Here is a 19,316-nt window from a genome sequence, read left to right on the forward strand (position 1 = left end):
GGGGGGGTACCCCCCCCCCCCGCCCGGCAAACCCCCCCCGGGGGCCGGGTCCCCGGGGGCCCCCCTCAAATTAACCCCGGGGGGGGGGGGGGGGGGCCCGGGCCCCCCCCCCCCCCCCGGCGGCGTATATCCGATAGGTCTGTTATCAGCCCTGACGGCTCTTCCACTGCGGGTTCGCGCGGTTCACCACGACCACCCGGCCGCGACGACGGACCACCACCGAACCCGGCTTCTGCTTCAGCGCACGCAACGAGCTACGTACCTTCATGTCTGCCTCCTCGGCCTGGGGGTCTGGCCTGAAATCCGTACCGCCTATCGAAACGCCGAGGCCCGCCGGGCGATTCCCGGGCCCCGGGCGGTCGAACCTTTGGCGTCCCGCGTCCGTACCACTGCGCGGGAGGTCAAGCCATGAGCGTGCGTCGAGTGCTCGCCGCTGTGCTGGTCGCGGTGGCGGCCGCACCGCTGGGCGCGGCGCCCGCCTGGGCGCACGGCGCCCCCACCGACCCGATCAGCCGGGCGGCGGCCTGTGGGCCCGAGGGCCGGCACGCCGCCAGTGCGGCCTGTCGGGCGGCGGTGGCGGCGGGCGCGGCGGTACGGGAATGGGACAACGTACGCGTCGCGGCCATCAACGGTCGGGACCGGGAACGGATCCCGGACGGTGAGTTGTGCAGCGGTGGGCTGTCCGCGTACCGGGGACTGGACCTGCCCCGCACCGACTGGCCGAGCACCGAGTTGACCACGGGCGCGACGTTCACCTTCCGATACCGGACGACGATCGAGCACCGGGGCACCTTCCGGCTCTACGTCACCAAGCCCGACTACGACCCCCGCAAGCCGCTGACCTGGTCGGATTTGGAGTCGCGTCCGTTTCTGACCCGGACCGACCCGCCGGTGCGGGGCGGGGCGTACCAGCTGGCGGGCCGGCTGCCGGCGGACCGCAGCGGCCGGCACCTGATCTACACGATCTGGCAGAACTCGAACACCCCGGACACCTACTACTCCTGCTCGGATGTCGTGTTCCGCACGGCGCGAAGCGGCGCGACGAAGAGTGCGACGAAGAGTGCGACGAAGGCGGCCCCGGCTGCTCCGCGTACCGCCGCGAGCCAGCCGGCCGCCACCGACCCGGCGGCGGTGGCGGCCGACCCGGGCGTGCCGGTGGCGTCGGTGACCGACCTCGGCGGGCGGTGGCCGGTGCTGGCCGGTGCGGCCGTCGTGCTGGTCCTGGCGCTGGTCGGCGTGGGCCGGCGACGACGCGGCGCGGCGGCACCGGTGGGACGGCAGTGCGAGGTCCGCAACCATCGGGCCGGGCGGCGCCGGATCTGGTGATCCGGCCCGCCGCTCGACCCGACGGCGCTCAGCTCAACAGCCGGTCGATCTCGGCCAGCTCCTCGGCGGTGAAGTCGAGGTTGTTCACGGCGGCGATGTTGGTCTCCAACTGCTCGACGCTGCTCGCACCGATGATGAGGCTGGTCATCCGTGGGTCGCGCAGCGCCCAGGCCAGCGCGAGCTGCGCGAGGGACTGGCCGCGCCGCTCGGCGACCGTGCCGAGCCCTCGGATGGTGGCCATCTTCTCGTCGCTGAGGTCGCTCTCGTTGAGGAAGACGCTGGTGCGCACCCGCGAGTCGGCCGGGATGCCACCCAGGTAGCGGTCGGTCAGCAGACCCTGAGCGAGGGGGCTGTACGCGATGCAGCCGGCCCCGACCTGCTCCAGCGTGTCGAGCAGGCGGTCGGCCTCGGTCCAGCGGTTGAGCATCGAGTACGACGGCTGGTTGATCAGCAGCGGCGTGCCCAGCTCGCGCAGGATCGCGGCGGCCCGCGCGGTCTGCTCCGAGTTGTAGTTCGAGACGCCCACGTAGAGCGCCTTGCCGGAGCGGACGATCGCGTCCAACGCACCCATCGTCTCTTCGAGGGGGGTGTCCGGGTCGAAGCGGTGCGAGTAGAAGATGTCGACGTAGTCCAGGCCCATCCGGCCCAGCGACTGATCCAGCGACGAGATCAGGTTCTTGCGCGAGCCCCACTCGCCGTACGGGCCGGGCCACATCAGGTAGCCGGCCTTGCTGGAGATGACCAGCTCGTCCCGGTACGGCTTGAGGTCCGTGGCGAGCAGCCGGCCGAAGTTCTCCTCGGCCGAACCGGGCGGCGGGCCGTAGTTGTTGGCCAGGTCGAAGTGGGTGACGCCCAGGTCGAAGGCGCGTCGCACGATGTCGCGCTGGCGGTCGAACGGGCGGTCCGGGCCGAAGTTGTGCCAGAGCCCGAGAGAGACGACGGGCAGCCGCAGGCCACTGCGTCCGCTGCGCCGGTAGGTCATGGTGTCGTAGCGGTCATCCGCGGCGAGGTAGGTCACGATCATGAGCGTAGCTCCGGCCGGTGGTGCCGGGGATCGGGCGTGGAAACCAGGACAACGGGGTAGTTTCGAGGCCATGCGGTTCATCGCCCTCGACACCCCGAAACCGCTCTCCAAGATCGGCCTCGGCACCTGGCAGTTCGGCTCCCGCGAGTGGGGCTACGGCCCCGACTTCGAGCAGCGGGCCGCCCAGATCGTCCGGCGGGCCGTCGAGCTGGGCGTGACCGTCTTCGACACCGCGGAGATCTACGGGTTCGGGCGCAGCGAGCGGATCCTCGGCGCGGCGCTCGGCGACGACCGGCCCACAGTCATGGTCGCCAGCAAGATCTTTCCCGTGCTGCCGGTGGCCGCGGTGGTGCAGCAGCGGGCGGTCGCCTCGGCGGCCCGCCTCGGCGTCACCAGCATCGACCTCTACCAGGTGCACCAGCCCAACCCGCTGGTCGCCGACCACACCACCATGCGCGGCATGCGGGCCCTGCAGGACGTCGGGCTGGTCGGTGAGGTGGGGGTGAGCAACTACGGGCTGCGCCGCTGGCAGGTCGCCGAGGCCGCACTCGGCCGGCGGGTGCTCAGCAACCAGGTCCGCTACAGCATGCTGGACCGCGCGCCCGAGCAGGACCTGCTGCCGTACGCGCGGCAGACCGGCCGGGTCGTCATCGCGTACAGCCCGCTGGCGCAGGGCTTCCTGTCCGGCCGGTACGACGCGAAGAATCCGCCGACCGGCGCGGTCCGCCGCGCCAACCCGTACTTCCTGCCGGAGAACCTGGAGCGGGGCGCCGTCCTGATCGACACGCTGCGCCAGGTCGCCGAGGCACACGACGCCACCCCCAGCCAGATCGCGCTGGCGTACCTCCTGCGTCACCCGAACGTGCTTGCCATTCCCGGCGCGTCGAGCGTGGAGCAGATGGAACGCAACGCCGCGGCGGCCGACCTCGACCTCACCGACGACGAGTACGCGGCGCTGGCCGAGGCCGCCAAGCGGTTCCGCCCGGTCACCGGGCTCGCCGCGCTGCCCCGGATGCTGCGTAACCGGATCGCCGGCCCGACGGAGAAATGAGCACAGTGGACGACATCACCGCACTGATCCTGGACGACCACGCCTCCTTCCGGCGCGGCTTCGCCCGCCTCGACGACGCCCGCGACGAGCAGGAGTTGCTGGCCATCTGGGAGGCACTCGCCCTGCACCTGGACATCCACGCCGAGGCGGAGGAGGCGATCCTCTACCCGCACCTGGTCAAGCACGGTGACGACGGCGAGGACGAGACCGCCGACGCGATCGGCGACCACAACAAGATCCGGGACGCCATCGCCGAGTCCAAGCTGCACCCGGTCGGCTCGAAGCCCTGGTGGGAGGCCGTCGGCACGGCCCGCCGGGAGAACAGCGAACACCTCGCCGAGGAGGAGGACGAGGCGCTGCCCGACTTCCGCCGGCACGCCAGCTTCGAACTGCGCGCCGAGCTGGGCCAGCGTTGGCTGATGTTCTACGGCGAGCACAAGAACGGCCGCGACCTGCGGTTCCGCGACAAGGACCCCCAGGGGTACGTCGCCGACCACCGCTGAGATCTCCCCGGTGCGGGGGAGTCGCACCTCGGGGTGACGGCAGCAGAATGACCGCATGACCTTCCGCGCGGCACTGGCCCCGCTGGTGGCCGGCAGCACCTGGCGACGCGGCGTGTTCCTGCTGCTCGGTGGTGTGCTGGCGCTGCCGTACGGGGTCCTCGCGGTGACCTTCGCGCAACTGCTCACCGACTCGACGATCCCCCGCCCACTGGTCTACGCCCTCCTGCTGATCGCGGCGCTGATCGCCGTGGTGCCGCTGCTGCTGGACGGCAGCCGGGCTCTGGAGATCGCCGCCGCACGGGCGCTGCTCGGCGTCGACCTGCCCGACCCCGCGCCGGGGCGCCGCGGCGACCGGGAGAGCCGCCTGCGCAGCGCGCTCTGGATCGCCACGCACCTCATCATCGGCGCTCTGGTGATGATCGCGCTGTTCGGTGCCCTGCCGATGGCGCTGGCGTTCATCGCCCAGCAGTTCGGTGTGGGCGCCGAGCTGACCAGCCAGGAGCGGTTCGGTCCGCTGGACGGACGGGACAGCGGCTGGCTGACGCTGACCGGGGTGGCCCTGCTGGTCGGCCTCGGCTACGCCGTCGCGGGGCTCGGCGCGCTCGCCGTCTCGATGGCGCCGGTGCTGCTCGGCCCCGCGCAGGCCGAGCGGATCGCCGCGCTGGAGGCGCGGGCCACCCGACTGGCCGAACGCAACCGGCTGGCCCGGGAACTGCACGACTCGGTCGGTCACGCGCTGACCGTGGCCACCCTCCAGGCCGGCGCGGCCCGCGAGGTGCTCGACAGCGATCCGGAGTTCGTCCGGCGGGCGCTCACCGCCATCGAGGAGGCCGGGCGGACCGCGATGGACGAGCTGGACCACGTGCTCGGGCTGCTCCGCGAGACCGGCGGCGACCGCCCCTCGGCGGCGCCGCAACGTACCCTCGCCGACCTGGACCGGCTGGTCGCCGACACCCGCGCGGCCGGGCTGACCGTGCACGCGCAGCGCGTCGGCGACCCGGCACGACTGCCAGCGATCGTCTCCCGGGAGGGCTACCGGATCGTCCAGGAGGGACTGACCAACGCCGCCCGCTACGGCCACGGGCCGGTGACACTGCGCCTGGACCTGCGGCCGGACGCGCTGGAGCTGGAACTGGTCAACACGATGAGCCGCCCCGACCGGGCCGACACGGGGCGGTCCGGTCGGGGTCTGGACGGCATGCGGGAACGGGTGCTGCTGCTCGGCGGCCGACTCACCGTGGGGCCGGACGGCGACCGCTGGCTGATCCGGGCCCGCCTGCCCTACGAGGATGCGCGATGACCACCGGTGTGCTGATCGTCGACGACGACGAGTTGATCCGGGTCGGGCTGCGGGCCATCATCGACGCCCAACCCGATCTGCGGGTGCTCGCCGAGGCCGCCGACGGCGCCGAGGTGCCGCCCCTGGTCGCCCGGCACCGCCCGGACGTGGTGCTGATGGACGTGCGGATGCCCGGCATCGACGGCATTCAGGCCACCCGGCACCTGCTGGCCACCTCCGCCGACCCGCCCCGGGTGCTGGTGGTCACCACGTTCGCCAACGACGAGTACGTCTACGAGGCGCTGCGCGCCGGCGCCTCCGGCTTCCTGCTCAAACGGGCCCGGCCGGCGGAGGTGGTCGAGGCGGTCCGGGTCGTCGCGGCAGGCGAGTCGCTGCTCTTCCCGGCCGCGATCCGCCAGCTTGTCGGGGCGTACGGGCCGGCGGGTGGCGACCGACTGCGTGCCGCCCGGCTCACCGAGCGGGAGGCCGAGGTGCTGCGGCTGATGACCACCGGCCGGTCCAACCCGGAGATCGCCGCGCACCTGGTGGTCGGGGTGGAGACGGTCAAGACGCACGTCGGCAACGTGCTGGCCAAGCTGGGTGTCCGGGACCGCACGCAGGCCGTGATCGCCGCCTACGAGTCCGGCTTCGTCACCCCGTCCGGCTGACCGGTCCCCCACCCGGGGGAGCGGGTTCACCGCCGGCCGGGAGGGATTCGACCGGCTGTCGGTCGAGGCTGGGAGCATGACGACGATCACTGCATCCCGACCCCGTTCCGACTCCCGCTGGCCGGACCGGCTCGCCCCACTGGCCGCCGGTTGGCTCGGCCTGTGGGGCGTACTCGCCCTGGTTGGCACACTCACCGGCGCCGGCTATCCGTTCGGCACGAACGACACGCACGGCGGCGACGTCAACCTGCTGCGCCTGGTGCCGGTGGACCTGGCCACCCCGCTCTTCGCCGGCGTCCTGCTCACCGCCGCGGTGGCCGCCCTGGCCATGAGCCGCCCGGCGGTCCGCCCGCCCGGTCCGCTGCGGGCGCTGCTGGCCGGCTACGGCTGGGCGGTGGCGTTCGGACTCGCCGTGGTCGTCCCGGACGCGCGGGTGCTGATCGTCCTCGGCTACCTGCCGATCCTGATCGTCGGTGCGCCGTTCGGCTGGCCGCCGGTCGAGTACTCCGACGTCTTCAACTGGGCGCTGTTCGGCCGGTTCGCCGCGCTGGCCGGCGGGCTGCTGCTGGCCGGGACGGTGCTCGTCTGGCAGCGCCGCACCGCCGGGGCCTGCGTCGGCTGCGGGCGGGACGACACCGACCGGGGGTGGACCACCCCGGCCGCCGCCGCGCGCTGGGGTCGGTGGGCCGCCGGCATCGCGGCGGCGATTCCCCTGACGTACGCGTCGACCCGGTTCGCCTGGGCGGCCGGCATCCCGCTCGGCATCTCCCGCGAGTTCCTGACCGAGATGCAGGACAGCGGGCTGGTCTGGGCCGGGTTCGGGCTGGGCGCGTTCGCCACCGTCGGCGCGATCCTCACCCTCGGGCTGGTGCAGCGCTGGGGCGAGCGGTTCCCGCGCTGGATGGTCGGGCTCGCCGGTCGCCGGGTGCCGGTGCTGCTGGCCGTGGTGCCGGCCACCCTGGTCGCCATCGCGGTGACCGCGGCCAGCCTGGGGCTGCTCAGCAACCCCAGGTTCTGGGAACTCACCGGCGGCGGCGTCAGCCTGACCGGGGCGCCGATGCTGCTCTGGCCGCTGTGGGGCGTGGCGCTCGCCGCGGCGACCTACGCGTACCACCTGCGCCGCCGGGGGGCCTGCGGGCGCTGCGGCCGGGGCTGACGGTGGCAGCGGGGGTGCCCCTCGATGCCCGGGGTGCCCCCGCGAATGTGAGCTAGCGTTACTCGGGTGACTGCGCCTACCCCGGTAATCCCGGTTCCACCGGCCGACCTGCCCGGCACGCTCGGCGCGCTGCGCGCGGCCGGTCACCAGTACCGCACCGTCAAGCAGGAACTCCGCGACAACCTTCTCTCCCGGATGCGCTCCGGCGAGACCCGTTTCCCCGGCATCGTCGGCTACGACGACAGCGTCCTGCCCGAGGTCGAGCGGGCTCTGCTCGCCGGGCACGACATGGTGCTGCTCGGTGAGCGCGGCCAGGGCAAGACCCGACTGATCCGCGCGCTGGGCGGGCTGCTCGACGAGTGGACCCCCGTGATTCCCGGCTCGGTGCTCAACGAGCACCCGATGCACCCGCTCACCCCCGCGTCGGTCGCCCAGGTCGCCGAGGCCGGCGACGAGTTGCCGATCGGCTGGCTGCACCGCTCGATGCGCTACGGCGAGAAACTCGCCACCCCCGACACCAGCGTCGGCGACCTGATCGGTGACGTCGACCCGATCCGGATCGCCCAGGGACGCACCCTCGGTGATCCGGAGACCATCCACTTCGGGTTGGTGCCGCGTACCAACCGGGGCATCTTCGCCGTCAACGAGCTGCCCGACCTGGCCGAGCGGATCCAGGTGGCGCTGCTCAACGTGCTGGAGGAGCGGGACATCCAGGTCCGCGGCTACCAGCTGCGGCTGCCGCTGGACCTGCTCCTGGTGGCCAGCGCCAACCCGGAGGACTACACCAACCGGGGCCGGATCATCACCCCGCTCAAGGACCGGTTCGGCGCCGAGATCCGTACCCACTACCCGGTCGACCTGGAGTTGGAGCTGGCGCTGATCCGCCAGGAGGCCGACCTGGTGGCCACCGTCCCGGAGCACGTGCTGGAGGTGCTGGCCCGGTTCGCCCGCGCGGTGCGGGAGTCCCCGTCGGTGGACCCGCGCTCGGGCGTCTCCGCCCGGTTCGCGATCGCCGCCGCCGAGACGGTCGCCGGTGCCGCGCTGCGTCGCGCCGGCCTGCTCGCCGCCTCCGGCAACCCGGACGGTCGGCCCGAAGCCGCGGTGGCACGGGTCGGCGACGCGGTGTCGGTGACCAGCACGCTGCGCGGCAAGGTGGAGTTCGAGAGCGGCGAGGAGGGGCGGGAGATCGAGATCCTCGCCCACCTGCTGCGGACCGCCACCGCCGAGACGTTCCGCGCCCACCTGGCCGGCCTGGACCTGTCCGGGTTCACCGCCCTGGTCGAGGACGGGACGGCGATCGAGACCGGCGAGCTGGTCGGTTCCACCGAGCTGCTGCGCCAGGTGGGCACCGTGCCCGGCCTGGCCAAGGTGCTGGACCGGCTCGGTCTGGGCGACGCGCCCACCCCGGAGGAGGCCGCCGCCGCCGTCGAGTTCGTGCTGGAGGGGCTGCATCTGACCCGCCGGCTCGGCAAGGACGTGACCGACTCGGGTCGCACCGTCTACGGCGGCCGGGGCTGACCATGGCCGGCAACCGGTTCCGGTACGGGCAGTGGAACGGCGGGCCCGACCCGCTCGCACCCCCGTACGACGTGCGCGAGGCGGTGGACGCGGTCGGCGCCGAGGTGCTGGCCGGCGGCAGCCTGCGGGAGGCGCTGCGCGACCTGCTGCGCCGTGGCCCGCAGGGGCGTGGCGGGCTCGACGACCTGGCCGCCCGAGCGCGACGGCTGCGCCGCGAGGCGCTGCGCCGTGGCGATCTCGACGGCGCGGTGACCCGAGCCCAGGCGCTGCTCGACCAGGCGCTCGCCGCCGAGCGCGACGAGCTGCGGGGCCGCGACGACGACGGCGCGCGGTTCGCCGAGTCGGTGCTGGACAACCTGCCCCGCTCCACCGCCCGGGCGGTCGAGGAGTTGTCCGGCTACCAGTGGGCCAGCGAGGCCGCCCGCCGCTCGTACCAGCAGATCCTCGACCAGCTCCGCGACGACGTACTCGGTCAGCGGTTCGCCGGGCTGCGCGACGCGGTGCGCGCGTCCGCCGATCCGGCGGCGCAGCAGCGGCTCGCCGAGATGATGCGGGACCTGAACGACCTGCTGGCCCGGCACGGCCGCGCGGAGGACACCACCGACGCGTTCGCCGAGTTCATGCGCCGGCACGGTGACTTCTTCCCGGAGCGGCCGGAGACGGTCGACGAGCTGATCGACGTGCTGGCCCGTCGCTCGGCGGCCGGTGAGCAGCTGATGAACTCGCTCTCCGAGCGGCAGCGCGCCGAGCTGGCCGGCCTGATGCAGCAGTCACTCGGCGACCGTCTCGCCGGGGAGCTGTCCGCTCTCGACGCGAACCTGCGGGCGCTGCGACCGGATCTGCGGTGGGGGCGTGGCGAGCGGGTCCGGGGCGAGCAGCCGCTGGACTACGCCGACGCGGCCGGGGCACTGGGTGAGATCGGCGAGCTGGACGACCTGCTGGACCAGCTCGACCAGGAACACCCCGGGGCCACGCTGGACGACGTGGACGTCGACGCGGTGGCCCGGACGCTGGGCCGCGACGCCGCCGACGACGTCCGCCGGTTGCGTGAGCTGGAGCGGGAGCTGCGCCGGCAGGGCTGGGTGAGCCGGGACGCGGACGGGCTCACACTGAGCCCGAAGGCGTTGCGCCGCCTCGGTGGGACCGCGCTGCGGCGGGTCTTCGCCGAGCTGACCGCCGGGCCGCGCGGCCACCACGACCTGCGCTCGGCGGGCGCCGCCGGCGAGGTCAGCGGCGCGTCCCGCCCCTGGGAGTACGGCGACGAGCAGCCGTTGGACGTGGTCCGCACGCTGACCCGGGCGGTCCGCCGGGCTGGTCCGACAGTTCCGCTTCAGCTCGCGGTGGACGACTTCGAGGTGGTGGAGACCGAAAAGCGGGCGTCTGCGGCGGTGGTGCTCTGCGTCGACCTGTCGTACTCGATGATCTCGCAGGGTCGTTGGGGGCCGATGAAGCAGACGGCGCTGGCGTTGGCGCACCTGATGGAGACCCGTTTCCCACAGGACGCCCTGCAGATCGTGGGCTTCGGCCGGGAGGCGATGACCCTCACCCAGCAGGAGCTGGCGGCGGTGGAGCCGGACATGGAGCAGGGCACGAACCTTCAGCACGCGCTGCGGCTGGCCGCTCGGCACCTGCGCCGCCATCCGGACGCCGAGCCGGTGGTCCTGGTGGTCACCGACGGGGAGCCGACCGCCCACCTGGACCCGGACGACGGTGAGGCGCTGTTCCACTGGCCGCCGCTGCCGGAGACGATCGAGGCGACCGTCCGCGAGGTGGACAAGCTCAGCCGTTACGGCGCCACCCTCAACCTGTTCATGCTCGGCGACGACCCGGGTCTGCGCCGCTTCGTCGACGCGGTGGCCCGGCGCAGCCGGGGCCGCATGTTCACCCCGGACACCGACGACCTGGGCGAGTACGTGGTCAGCGACTACCTCCGCTCCCGCCAATCCCGCCGCTAACCCCCGGTGGGGCGGGTTGACTGGGGGGATGGAGAGCGGGGGATTGCGGCGGGCTTACGGCGCCCTGTTCGCGGAGGTCGACGCTGGCGGGTTCGGTCCGGCTCCGGAGGGGCAGCTCAGCGCCGAGCAGATCGTCGCGCATCTGGTCGCCAACGACGAGCTGATGATCCAGGCCACCGAGGCGTTGCTGGCCGGGTCGCCGTTCGCCTACTACGAGATGGAAGAGGACATCCACCGTCCGCAGCTCGACTCGCTCGCCGCCGAGCAGGGTGGTCTGCGTGGCCTGACCGCGCTGCTGCACGGCACCAGCGACCGGCTGTGCGGGCTGGTCGATCAACTCGGCCTGGCAGCGGAGACACCGGTCGAGACGCACCTCCGCGAGGGCTTCGACCTCATCGTCGACGAGCCGCTGCCCTGGTCCCGCACCCTGGACCTGCACACCCGTGTCCACCTCCCCAAACACCAGGCCCAACTGCACCTGCTCCGCACCTGAGCCGCCTCGGCCCCGGCCTCGGTCGGCCCGGCCCGGCCCGGCCCGCGGTCGGCTGTTGGTGGCGTTCCCCGGGGTGTCGGTCTGCTGAGCGGTATACCTGTGAGTCATTTCTATGACTCACAGGTATATCGCTTCTCGCAGCGATGCCTCCCGCAGGACCGTCGTGTCGTCTTTGGGTGAAGAGCGGCGGCGACAGCGGCCGGCAGCCGACGCCGCGCCCGGGCCGGCGGCGATCAGACCGGGGTGCGGACCGCGGGCGACGTGTCGACCAGCTCGGGGCGGGGGTGGAAGGTGCGGCGGTAGGTGGACGGGGCCACGCCGATGCGTTGGTGGAGTTGCTGGCGTAGCGCGGCCGTCGTGCCGAAGCCGCAGCGGTGGGCGATCTGGTCGACGGAGAGGTCGGTCGTCTCCAACAGCAGTCGCGCGTGGTCGGTGCGCTGTTGCAGCAGCCACTGGGCCGGGCTCAGGCCGGTCTCCGAGCGGAAGCGTCGGGTGAAGGTGCGCACGCTCATCCGCGCCTGCTCGGCCAGGTCGCGCAGCGCGATCGGCTCGTGCAGTCGCTGCCGCGCCCACTCCCGGGCGCCCGCCGTGCTGGTGTCGGTCGCCTTCGGCACCGGCTGCTCGATGTACTGCGCCTGCCCACCGTCGCGCCATGGCGGCATCACGCAGCGGCGGGCCGCCCGGTTGGCGACCTCGCTGCCATGGTCGAGGCGGATGACGTGCAGGCAGAGGTCGATGCCGGCGGCCACTCCGGCCGAGGTGAACACCCGGTCGTCGACGATGAAGAGCACGTCCGGGTCGAGATCCACCCGGTCGTACAGGCGGCGGAACCGCTCGGCGTACGCCCAGTGGGTGGTGGCGCGGCGTCCGTCGAGCAGGCCGGCCGCGGCCAGCACGAACGCCCCCGTGCAGATCGACATGATCCTCGCGCCCCGGTCGTACGCCGACCGCAGCGCCTCGGCCACCTCCGGATCGATGCCGCCCGAGGTCAGCGCGGCGCCGTCGTGGATGCCCGGGACGATCACCGTGTCGGCGGTGTCGAGCAGTTCCAGCCCGTGGTCGGGGAGCACCTGGAAGCCGGCGGTGCTGCGGACCGGCCGCCCACCCGGGGTGCACACCCGCACGTCGTAGCGGTACTCGTCGTCCGCGCCCCGGGCGGTGCTGAAGACCTGGGACGGGGTGCCCAGATCGAGGCCGACGACCTGGTCGAGGGCGAGGACGGCGATCCGGTGCGGGCCAGTGCTCATGGCCCGATTATTGCGCCTGATGGCTTTCCGGCCACTCGTCGCCAGCGAGGACGCCACCCAGACTGATCAGCGTGACCAAGAACCGTCGCCTGCACCCCGCCTGGCTCGTCGCCGCCGTTGCCTTCGTGGCTCTGGTCGGCGCGGCCGGCTTCCGCGCCACCCCGTCGGTGCTGCTGCACCCGTTGCACGCGGAGTTCGGGTGGCCGCTCGCCACCATCTCCGCGGCGGTCTCGGTCAACCTGCTCCTCTACGGGCTCACCGCGCCGTTCGCCGCCGCGCTGATGGACCGGTTCGGCATCCGCCGGGTGGTCTCGGTGGCGCTGCTGCTGGTCGCCGCCGGCAGTGGCCTGACGGTCTTCATGACCGCGAGCTGGCAGTTGCTGCTGTGCTGGGGCGTCCTCGTCGGCCTGGGCACCGGCTCGATGGCGCTGGCGTTCGTGGCGACCGTCACCGGGCGCTGGTTCGTCCGACGACGGGGCCTCGTCACCGGGGTGCTGACCGCGGGCGGGGCGGCCGGCCAACTGATCTTCCTGCCGCTGATCGCCGTGCTGGTGCGCGACCACGGGTGGCGCACGGCGGCGCTCGTCGTGGCCGGAGCCGCCCTGGCGGTCGTACCCCTGGTGGTGTGGCTGCTGCGCGAACACCCGGCGGATCTCGACCTGCCCGCCTACGGCGCGACCGAGGTCGTCGCGGTGCCGCCGCCGACCGGCGGCGCGGCGACCCGGGCGCTGGGCGCGCTGGCCGCCGCGGCCCGGACCCGGCCGTTCTGGCTGCTGGCCGGCGGGTTCGCGATCTGCGGCGCCACCACCAACGGCCTCGTCGGTACGCACTTCGTGCCGGCCGCGCACGACCACGGCATGGCCGAGACCACGGCGGCCGGGCTGCTCGCGCTGGTGGGGCTCTTCGACATCGTCGGCACGATCGCCTCGGGCTGGCTCACCGACCGGGTGGACAGCCGGTTGCTGCTCGGCGCCTACTACGCCCTGCGCGGGTTGTCGCTGCTGGTGTTGCCGAGCCTGTTCGCGGGGACGGCCGAGCCGAGCATCCTGGTGTTCATCGTCTTCTACGGCCTGGACTGGGTGGCCACCGTGCCGCCGACGGTCGCGCTGTGCCGGGAGTACTTCGGCGGCGCCGGGGCGGTGGTGTTCGGCTGGGTGTTCGCCGCGCACCAGTTCGGGGCGGCCATCGCGGCGACCGGCGCGGGGCTGGTCCGCGACCGGCTCGGCGACTACGCGCTGGCCTGGTACGTGGCCGGCGCCTTGTCGATCGGCGCCGCCGGGCTGTCGTTGCTGCTGCGCCGACGGCCGGGCCGGCCGGTGCCGGAGGCCGTCCTGGTCGCCGCGACCGCACCCCGTGCGTGGAGCTTCCGGGGCTAAGTCAGCCCAGCGTCCACTGCTGGGCGGGCCGGCCGTCGCAGGGCCGCTGCCGGATCTCGTCCCCGGCCTCGGCGCCGTCGTCGTCGGCCTGCGCGCACTTACCGCTGTGTACCGCGACGACCAGCACCGGGCCGGTGCCGGTCGGGCTCAGCCGCCACTGCTGGTTGGCCTCACCGTGGCAGGGGAACTGCTGCACCGTCGCCCCGTCGTCACCGCTGCCGCCCTCGACGTCGAGGCACTGCCCGTGGGCGGCGTTGGTCAACGTCACCGCGTCCGTTCCGATCGGGTTGACGACCCACTGCTGCTCCGGGCCGCCGGTGCAGGCGGCCAACTCGGCCTGCGCCTTCTCACCGTCACCGTCGAGCCCGAGGCAGAGCCCGGAGGGCGACCGCAGCACGCGGGGCCCGGTGGTCGGGACGGCCGGGGTGGCCGACGGGGTCGGCGACGGCTCGACCGAGGGGGTCGGGCTCGGCTCGGCCGCCGGGATGGTCGGCTCGGCCACGCTGGACGGCGCGGTGACCGCGGCGGGCACCACCGCTTCGTCGTCGCCGTCGAGGAGGCCGGTGGCGAAGACCAACCCGAGGAGTACGCCCACCAGCCCGACCGCCAACGCCACCCGCAGCAGCGGGTCGGCCAGCGGCCCGGAACGAGCTCTCCGCCGACCGCCGTAGACGGTGCCGGCGGGATCGGGGCGTTCCTCGGGCAGGGACATACGGGCCATCCTCACCCACCACGGCGGGCCGGGGCCAGCCCAGCCACGCCGGCCGGCCGCAGCCAGCCCGGTGCGATCAGCGGGTGGGCTGCGGGTCGGTGACGTCGGCCACAGTCGCGCCGAGGGCGGTGATGGCCGCGTCGGCGTCGACCGCGACGGCGAGACCGCGCTCGCCCGCGCCGAGGGTGATCTCCCGGCCGCGCAGTCGCTCGTCCGCGATCACCGGCCACGCGGTGCTCGCGCCGAACGGGGTGATCGTGCCGCGCTCGTACCCGGTGGCGGCCAGGGCGCCCGCCGCGTCCGGCATGGAGATGCGCTGCACACCGAGCAGGGCGCGCAGCTTGGGCCAGGAGACGACCCGGTCGCCCGGGGTGAGCACGAACAGGTGATCGTCGGCACCCCGGCGGACGACGATGGTCTTGACCACATCCGGGACGGCCACGCCCCGGGCCGCGGCGGCCTCCGCGAGGCTGCCGACCGCACCGTGGCTGACCAGCCGATATGGCAGTCCGGCGGAGTCCAGGGCGGCGATCGCGGGCGACGGCATGCCCGCCACGGTAACCGTCGAACCTGGCGTCGGACGGGAAACAGCAGGCGTCGACATCCCACCGTTTTCGGGGTCCGGGCGTAAGGTGATCACATGCGCGCTGAGCGTGTGGATCACCCCATTGACCATGATGAAGCGGTGGACACGCTGCGGCGGTCGTACGCCGCGGTGCCCACGGGCGAGCCTGTCCGGCTGGCCAAACGCACCTCCAACCTGTTCCGCCCCCGGTCCGCTCCCCGGACCCCGGGCCTCGACGTGAGTGGCCTCAACCGGGTGCTCGCGGTGGACGCGACCGCCCGGACCGCCGACGTGCAGGGCATGTGCACGTACGAGGACCTGGTCGACGCGACGCTGCCGCACGGGCTGATGCCCCTGGTGGTGCCGCAACTGCGCACCATCACCCTGGGTGGGGCGGTGACCGGCCTCGGGATCGAGTCGACCTCGTTCCGCAACGGCCTGCCCCACGAGTCGGTACGCGAGATGGACATCCTCACCGGCTCCGGCGAGATCGTCACCGCCCGGCCGGACGGGGAGCACGCCGACCTGTTCACCGCGTTCCCCAACTCGCTGGGCAGCCTCGGGTACGCCACCCGGCTGCGCATCGAGCTGCAACCGGTCGGCCGGTATGTGGCGTTGCGCAACATCCGGTTCACCCAACTGGAGGCGCTCACCGACGCGATCGCCGAGGTGACCGCCACCCGGTCCTGGGCCGGCGAACCGGTCGACGTGATGGACGGCGTGATGTTCAGCCCCGGTGAGGCGTACCTGATCCTGGGCACCTTCACCGACGCGGCCGACCCGCCCAGCGACTACACCGGCCAGGAGATCTACTACCGGTCGCTGCGCCGGCGCACCCGGGACGTGCTGACCGCGTACGACTATCTGTGGCGCTGGGACACCGACTGGTTCTGGTGTTCGGCGGCGTTCGGCGCGCAGCACCCGGTCGTGCGCAGGCTCTGGCCGGCGCGTTACCGGCGCAGCGACGTCTACCACCGACTGGTCCGCCTCGAGCACCGGCACCAGGTGGCGGCCCGGATCGACCGGCTGCGCGGCCAGCCGGCCCGCGAGCGGGTCGTGCAGGACGTGGAGATCCCGCTGGACCGCACGGCCGACTTCCTGCGCTGGTTCGCGGACAACGTGGGGATGACCCCGGTGTGGCTCTGCCCGTTGCGGTTGCGCGAACCGGAGGGTCCCGGTTCCGCGCGGTCGTGGCCGCTGTATCCGCTCCACGCGGGGCAGGACTACGTCAACATTGGTTTCTGGGGGAGCGTGCCGATCGCGCCCGGCGCCGCCGACGGCGACGTCAACCGCACGATCGAACGCAGGGTGTCGGAGTCGGGCGGGCACAAGTCGCTCTACTCCGACGCGTACTACGACCGGGACGCCTTCGATCGCCTCTATGGCGGCGAGACCTGGCGCGCGGTGAAGGACCGCTACGACCCGGACCACCGGCTGACGGGACTGTACGAGAAGGCGGTAGCACGAGCATGAGCCTGACCGATCGAGACCAGGGGGCGGCGAGCGTTCCCGCCACCCCGCCGGCGGGGGGCCGGCGCACCGGTCCGACCGTGGCGGACGTCGTCCGCGCGGTCACCGCCGGGCCGCTGCCGGTGCGGATCACCGGGTACGACGGCAGCGCCGTCGGCCCGGCCGACGCCGGCATCACCCTGTCGATCCGTTCCGAGCGGGGTTTGTCATACCTGCTCACCGCCCCCGGTGACCTGGGCATGGCCCGGGCGTACGTCAGCGGTGACCTGGCGTTGCAGGGGGTGCATCCGGGTGACCCGTACGAGGCGCTGCGGGTGCTCAAGGACGAGTTGCGGCTGCGCCCACCGTCGGTGGCCGACGGGGTGGCGCTGGCGCGCGGGCTGGGCTGGGAGCGGCTGCTGCCCCCGCCGGCCCCTCCGCAGGAGGCCCTGCCGCGCTGGAAGCGGGTGATGAACGGGCTGCGGCACTCGCGGGTGCGCGACAGCACCGCGATCTCGCACCACTACGACGTCTCGAACGCCTTCTACGAGAAGGTGCTCGGCCCGTCGATGACGTACACCTGCGCGGTCTACCGGTCCCCGGACGACACGCTGGAGCAGGCCCAGGCGGCGAAGTACGACCTGGTCGCCGGCAAGCTGGCGCTCAAGAAGGGCATGCGGCTGCTGGACGTGGGCTGCGGCTGGGGTGGCATGGTCCGGCACGCCGCGCGGGAGTACGGCGTGAAGGCGCTCGGGGTGACCCTGTCGAAGGCGCAGGCGCAGTGGGCGCAGGCGGCGATCGAGCGGGAGGGGCTGACCGAGCTGGCCGAGGTGCGGCACCTGGACTACCGGGACGCGCCGGCGGAACAGTTCGACGCCATCTCCTCGATCGGTCTGACCGAGCACATCGGGGTGCGCAACTACCCGTCCTACTTCGGCGCGCTGCGGTCGCGGCTGCGTACGGGTGGGCGGCTGCTGAACCACACCATCACGCGGGCCGACAACCGGGCGCCCCACCGCTCGGGCGCGTTCATCGACCGGTACGTCTTCCCGGACGGTGAGCTGGCCGGCCCGGGTCGGCTGATCAGCGAGGTGCACGACGCCGGGCTGGAGGTGCACCACGAGGAGAACCTGCGCCAGCACTACGCGCTGACGCTGGCCGCGTGGTGTCGCAACCTGGTGGAGCACTGGGACCTCTGCGTCTCGGAGGTGGGCGCGGGCACGGCCCGGGTGTGGGGGCTGTACATGGCCGGGTCGCGGATGGCGTTCGAGCGCAACGGCATCCAACTGCACCAGGTGCTGGCCACCCACAACGGCCCGGACGGTGTGAACGGCTACCCGCTGCGCCCGGACTGGTTGCCCTGACCACCTGCTGAGCGTCGCCTGAAGCCGCGTCGGGAAGTCGGCGCGGCTTTTCGCGAAGCGATTGACAAACAAGTTTTGTACGTACAAACTGATTTTGCCATGAGAGACGTCCTGTACCTGGAGCAGATCGAGCAGGCCGAAGTCCTGCTCAAGCCGCAGCGTGTCGAGGTGCTGCGGCAACTCGCCGAACCGCGTACCTGCACGGAGGTCGCGGCCCGACTCGACCAGACGCCGCAGCGCGTCTACTACCACGTCAAGCAGCTCGTCGCGGCCGGCCTGGTCGAGCTGGTCAACGAGCGCAAGGTCCGCGGCATCACCGAAGGCATCTACCAGGCCGCCGCCCGGTCCTACTGGCTCTCCCCGCGGCTGGTCGGCCGGATCGGGCTGCGCCGGGCCCGCGACGAGCTGAGCCTGGGCTACCTGCTCGACCTGATGGAGGAGGTCCAGGCGGACGTCGCCGCCCTGGACCGGGCCGCGCCCGAGCTGCCATCGATCGGGGTCTCCGGGGAGATCCGGGTGCCCGCGGAGCAGCGCCCGCAGTTCCTGCACGACCTGCAAACCGCACTTCAGGACCTGTTCGCCCGTTACGGCGGCAGTGAAGGAGACGCCTTCAAGCTCGCCGTCGCCTGCTATCCGAAAGGAAACGACAATGAGTGAAGCGTTGAAGGTCCAGGCCCGTCTCTCCGCGCCCGTCGGGCGCGTCCGCGAGGCCCTGACCGACCCGGCCGAGCTGCGACTCTGGCTGGCCGAGCACGCCGAGGTCGAGCTGCCTCAGCGGTACGAGTTCTGGGGTCGCTACACGCCCGAGGGTGACGCCCCGCACCAGCGCCTGCTGCACGCCGACGACGACACGCTGCGCTTCGGCTGGTTGCTCGACGGGGTGGAGACCACCACCGAGCTCCAGTTGACCGCCGAGAGCACGGACAGCACGGTGTTGACGCTGACCCAGAGCCACTTCGACTTCGCCGAGGCGATGAGCGGTTCCAGCATCCGGGGCGTGCTCCAGACGTTCTGGGCGCTGTCCATCGCCAACCTGGCCGCCCACCTGGAGGGTCGGCCGCTCCTGCCGCGTACCGACTTCACCTCCGCCGACCTGCGCGGCGAGCTGGTCATCGCCGCCCCCATGGACAAGGTGTGGGAGTCGCTTACCGACTCCGAGCAGGCCAGCGCCTGGTTCGGCTACCCCATCGGGATCGAGCCGTGGGTCGGCGGCCGGTACGCGATGGGCGGCTTCGAGACCGGGTACGCGGCCAAGATCGTCGACCTGGAGCCGGGCCGGAAGATGTCCGTGGACTGGGGACCGACAGGCGTCACGAACTGGGAGCTGGCCGAGTCCAACGGCCGGACCACGCTGACCTTCGTGCAGAGCGGCTTCGACGAGACCAACCCTCCGTACGCTGCCTGGAGCGGGTCGGTGTCCGGCCTGGCCGAGCTGCGCCGCTTCCACGAGGTGCCGGGCTGGCAGCCGATCTGGATCTCGACCGAGGTGCCCGGCCTGGAGCCCGAACCCGCCAGCTGACCGTCGCGCCTTGATCGTGCTCGATCAGGGATGTAGTCGCCTCGTTCACGCCAGAGGCCATTACATCCTGGATCGAGCACGATCTTGTGGGTGGGGAGAGGGTGCTGTCGG

General features: G+C 72.8%; 19 protein-coding genes. 14 read left to right on the forward strand and 5 right to left on the reverse strand.

What is annotated here, in order from left to right; genetic code table 11:
• Nucleotides 1-145: 145 nt before the first annotated feature.
• Nucleotides 146-268: a 50S ribosomal protein L36 gene (locus ACFYPH_RS03885; RefSeq protein ID WP_030490864.1), complete on the reverse strand. Its 123-nt coding sequence runs from the start codon at nucleotides 266-268 to the stop codon at nucleotides 146-148.
• A gap of 140 nt (nucleotides 269-408) precedes the next feature.
• On the opposite strand from ACFYPH_RS03885, the gene ACFYPH_RS03890 reads away from it, so the two are divergent.
• Entirely contained in the window at nucleotides 409-1,326 is a 918-nt protein-coding gene (locus tag ACFYPH_RS03890; RefSeq protein WP_387178674.1) for a lytic polysaccharide monooxygenase, read from the forward strand.
• Nucleotides 1,327-1,354: 28 nt separating this feature from the next.
• Here ACFYPH_RS03890 and mgrA read toward each other — a convergent pair whose 3' ends face one another.
• Complete coding sequence (gene mgrA / locus ACFYPH_RS03895) at nucleotides 1,355-2,350, reverse strand: L-glyceraldehyde 3-phosphate reductase (protein ID WP_354860792.1); 996 nt, start codon at nucleotides 2,348-2,350, stop codon at nucleotides 1,355-1,357.
• Between the two features lie 70 nt (nucleotides 2,351-2,420).
• Between mgrA and ACFYPH_RS03900 the strand changes: the two genes are divergently transcribed.
• The 8 genes from ACFYPH_RS03900 to ACFYPH_RS03935 all read left to right on the forward strand — a co-directional run bounded on the left by ACFYPH_RS03900 (nucleotide 2,421) and on the right by ACFYPH_RS03935 (nucleotide 10,973).
• The gene (locus ACFYPH_RS03900; RefSeq protein ID WP_387178679.1) at nucleotides 2,421-3,401 is read left to right on the forward strand and encodes an aldo/keto reductase; all 981 of its coding nucleotides are present in this window, start codon (nucleotides 2,421-2,423) and stop codon (nucleotides 3,399-3,401) included.
• Nucleotides 3,398-3,904: a hemerythrin domain-containing protein gene (locus ACFYPH_RS03905; protein WP_354860788.1), complete on the forward strand. Its 507-nt coding sequence runs from the start codon at nucleotides 3,398-3,400 to the stop codon at nucleotides 3,902-3,904. The genes ACFYPH_RS03900 and ACFYPH_RS03905 overlap by 4 nt, the downstream gene beginning before the upstream one ends.
• Before the next feature lie 55 nt (nucleotides 3,905-3,959).
• On the forward strand, nucleotides 3,960-5,204 hold the full coding sequence (locus ACFYPH_RS03910) for a sensor histidine kinase (protein ID WP_387178682.1): 1,245 nt from the start codon (nucleotides 3,960-3,962) through the stop codon (nucleotides 5,202-5,204).
• Nucleotides 5,201-5,851: a response regulator transcription factor gene (locus ACFYPH_RS03915; RefSeq protein WP_266249167.1), complete on the forward strand. Its 651-nt coding sequence runs from the start codon at nucleotides 5,201-5,203 to the stop codon at nucleotides 5,849-5,851. The genes ACFYPH_RS03910 and ACFYPH_RS03915 overlap by 4 nt, the downstream gene beginning before the upstream one ends.
• A gap of 76 nt (nucleotides 5,852-5,927) precedes the next feature.
• Entirely contained in the window at nucleotides 5,928-7,007 is a 1,080-nt protein-coding gene (locus tag ACFYPH_RS03920; RefSeq protein ID WP_387178686.1) for a hypothetical protein, read from the forward strand.
• A gap of 66 nt (nucleotides 7,008-7,073) precedes the next feature.
• The gene (locus ACFYPH_RS03925) at nucleotides 7,074-8,525 is read left to right on the forward strand and encodes a sigma 54-interacting transcriptional regulator (RefSeq protein WP_354860784.1); all 1,452 of its coding nucleotides are present in this window, start codon (nucleotides 7,074-7,076) and stop codon (nucleotides 8,523-8,525) included.
• Between the two features lie 2 nt (nucleotides 8,526-8,527).
• Nucleotides 8,528-10,480, forward strand: coding sequence for a VWA domain-containing protein (locus tag ACFYPH_RS03930; RefSeq protein WP_387178689.1), 1,953 nt, complete (start codon nucleotides 8,528-8,530; stop codon nucleotides 10,478-10,480).
• 28 nt (nucleotides 10,481-10,508) lie between these two features.
• Entirely contained in the window at nucleotides 10,509-10,973 is a 465-nt protein-coding gene (locus ACFYPH_RS03935; RefSeq protein ID WP_387178692.1) for a hypothetical protein, read from the forward strand.
• Between the two features lie 233 nt (nucleotides 10,974-11,206).
• Here the strand turns inward: ACFYPH_RS03935 and ACFYPH_RS03940 are convergent, their stop codons facing one another.
• Nucleotides 11,207-12,220, reverse strand: coding sequence for a DJ-1/PfpI family protein (locus tag ACFYPH_RS03940; protein ID WP_363938782.1), 1,014 nt, complete (start codon nucleotides 12,218-12,220; stop codon nucleotides 11,207-11,209).
• A 71-nt stretch (nucleotides 12,221-12,291) separates the two neighbouring features.
• On the opposite strand from ACFYPH_RS03940, the gene ACFYPH_RS03945 reads away from it, so the two are divergent.
• Nucleotides 12,292-13,596 carry an MFS transporter gene (locus tag ACFYPH_RS03945; protein WP_387178696.1) on the forward strand — a complete coding sequence of 435 codons (1,305 nt, stop codon included), beginning with the start codon at nucleotides 12,292-12,294 and terminating at the stop codon, nucleotides 13,594-13,596.
• A 1-nt stretch (nucleotide 13,597) separates the two neighbouring features.
• On the opposite strand, the gene ACFYPH_RS03950 is transcribed toward ACFYPH_RS03945, so the two are convergent.
• Nucleotides 13,598-14,308 (reverse strand): RICIN domain-containing protein, encoded by a 711-nt coding sequence (locus ACFYPH_RS03950; RefSeq protein ID WP_387179355.1) that lies wholly within the window; start codon nucleotides 14,306-14,308, stop codon nucleotides 13,598-13,600.
• 76 nt (nucleotides 14,309-14,384) lie between these two features.
• On the reverse strand, nucleotides 14,385-14,855 hold the full coding sequence (locus ACFYPH_RS03955) for a YbaK/EbsC family protein (protein WP_354860779.1): 471 nt from the start codon (nucleotides 14,853-14,855) through the stop codon (nucleotides 14,385-14,387).
• Between the two features lie 93 nt (nucleotides 14,856-14,948).
• On the opposite strand from ACFYPH_RS03955, the gene ACFYPH_RS03960 reads away from it, so the two are divergent.
• The 4 genes from ACFYPH_RS03960 to ACFYPH_RS03975 all read left to right on the forward strand — a co-directional run bounded on the left by ACFYPH_RS03960 (nucleotide 14,949) and on the right by ACFYPH_RS03975 (nucleotide 19,205).
• On the forward strand, nucleotides 14,949-16,346 hold the full coding sequence (locus ACFYPH_RS03960) for an FAD-binding oxidoreductase (RefSeq protein ID WP_387178700.1): 1,398 nt from the start codon (nucleotides 14,949-14,951) through the stop codon (nucleotides 16,344-16,346).
• Nucleotides 16,343-17,686 (forward strand): class I SAM-dependent methyltransferase, encoded by a 1,344-nt coding sequence (locus tag ACFYPH_RS03965; protein WP_387178703.1) that lies wholly within the window; start codon nucleotides 16,343-16,345, stop codon nucleotides 17,684-17,686. Before ACFYPH_RS03960 ends, ACFYPH_RS03965 begins: the two co-directional genes overlap by 4 nt.
• Before the next feature lie 99 nt (nucleotides 17,687-17,785).
• On the forward strand, nucleotides 17,786-18,343 hold the full coding sequence (locus ACFYPH_RS03970) for a helix-turn-helix domain-containing protein (protein ID WP_354860773.1): 558 nt from the start codon (nucleotides 17,786-17,788) through the stop codon (nucleotides 18,341-18,343).
• Nucleotides 18,336-19,205, forward strand: coding sequence for an SRPBCC family protein (locus ACFYPH_RS03975; RefSeq protein ID WP_355132983.1), 870 nt, complete (start codon nucleotides 18,336-18,338; stop codon nucleotides 19,203-19,205). Before ACFYPH_RS03970 ends, ACFYPH_RS03975 begins: the two co-directional genes overlap by 8 nt.
• Nucleotides 19,206-19,316 lie beyond the last annotated feature (111 nt).

This window comes from Micromonospora sp. NPDC005252, from assembly GCF_042872475.1.
In the GTDB taxonomy this organism is placed as follows: Bacteria; Actinomycetota; Actinomycetes; order Mycobacteriales; family Micromonosporaceae; genus Micromonospora.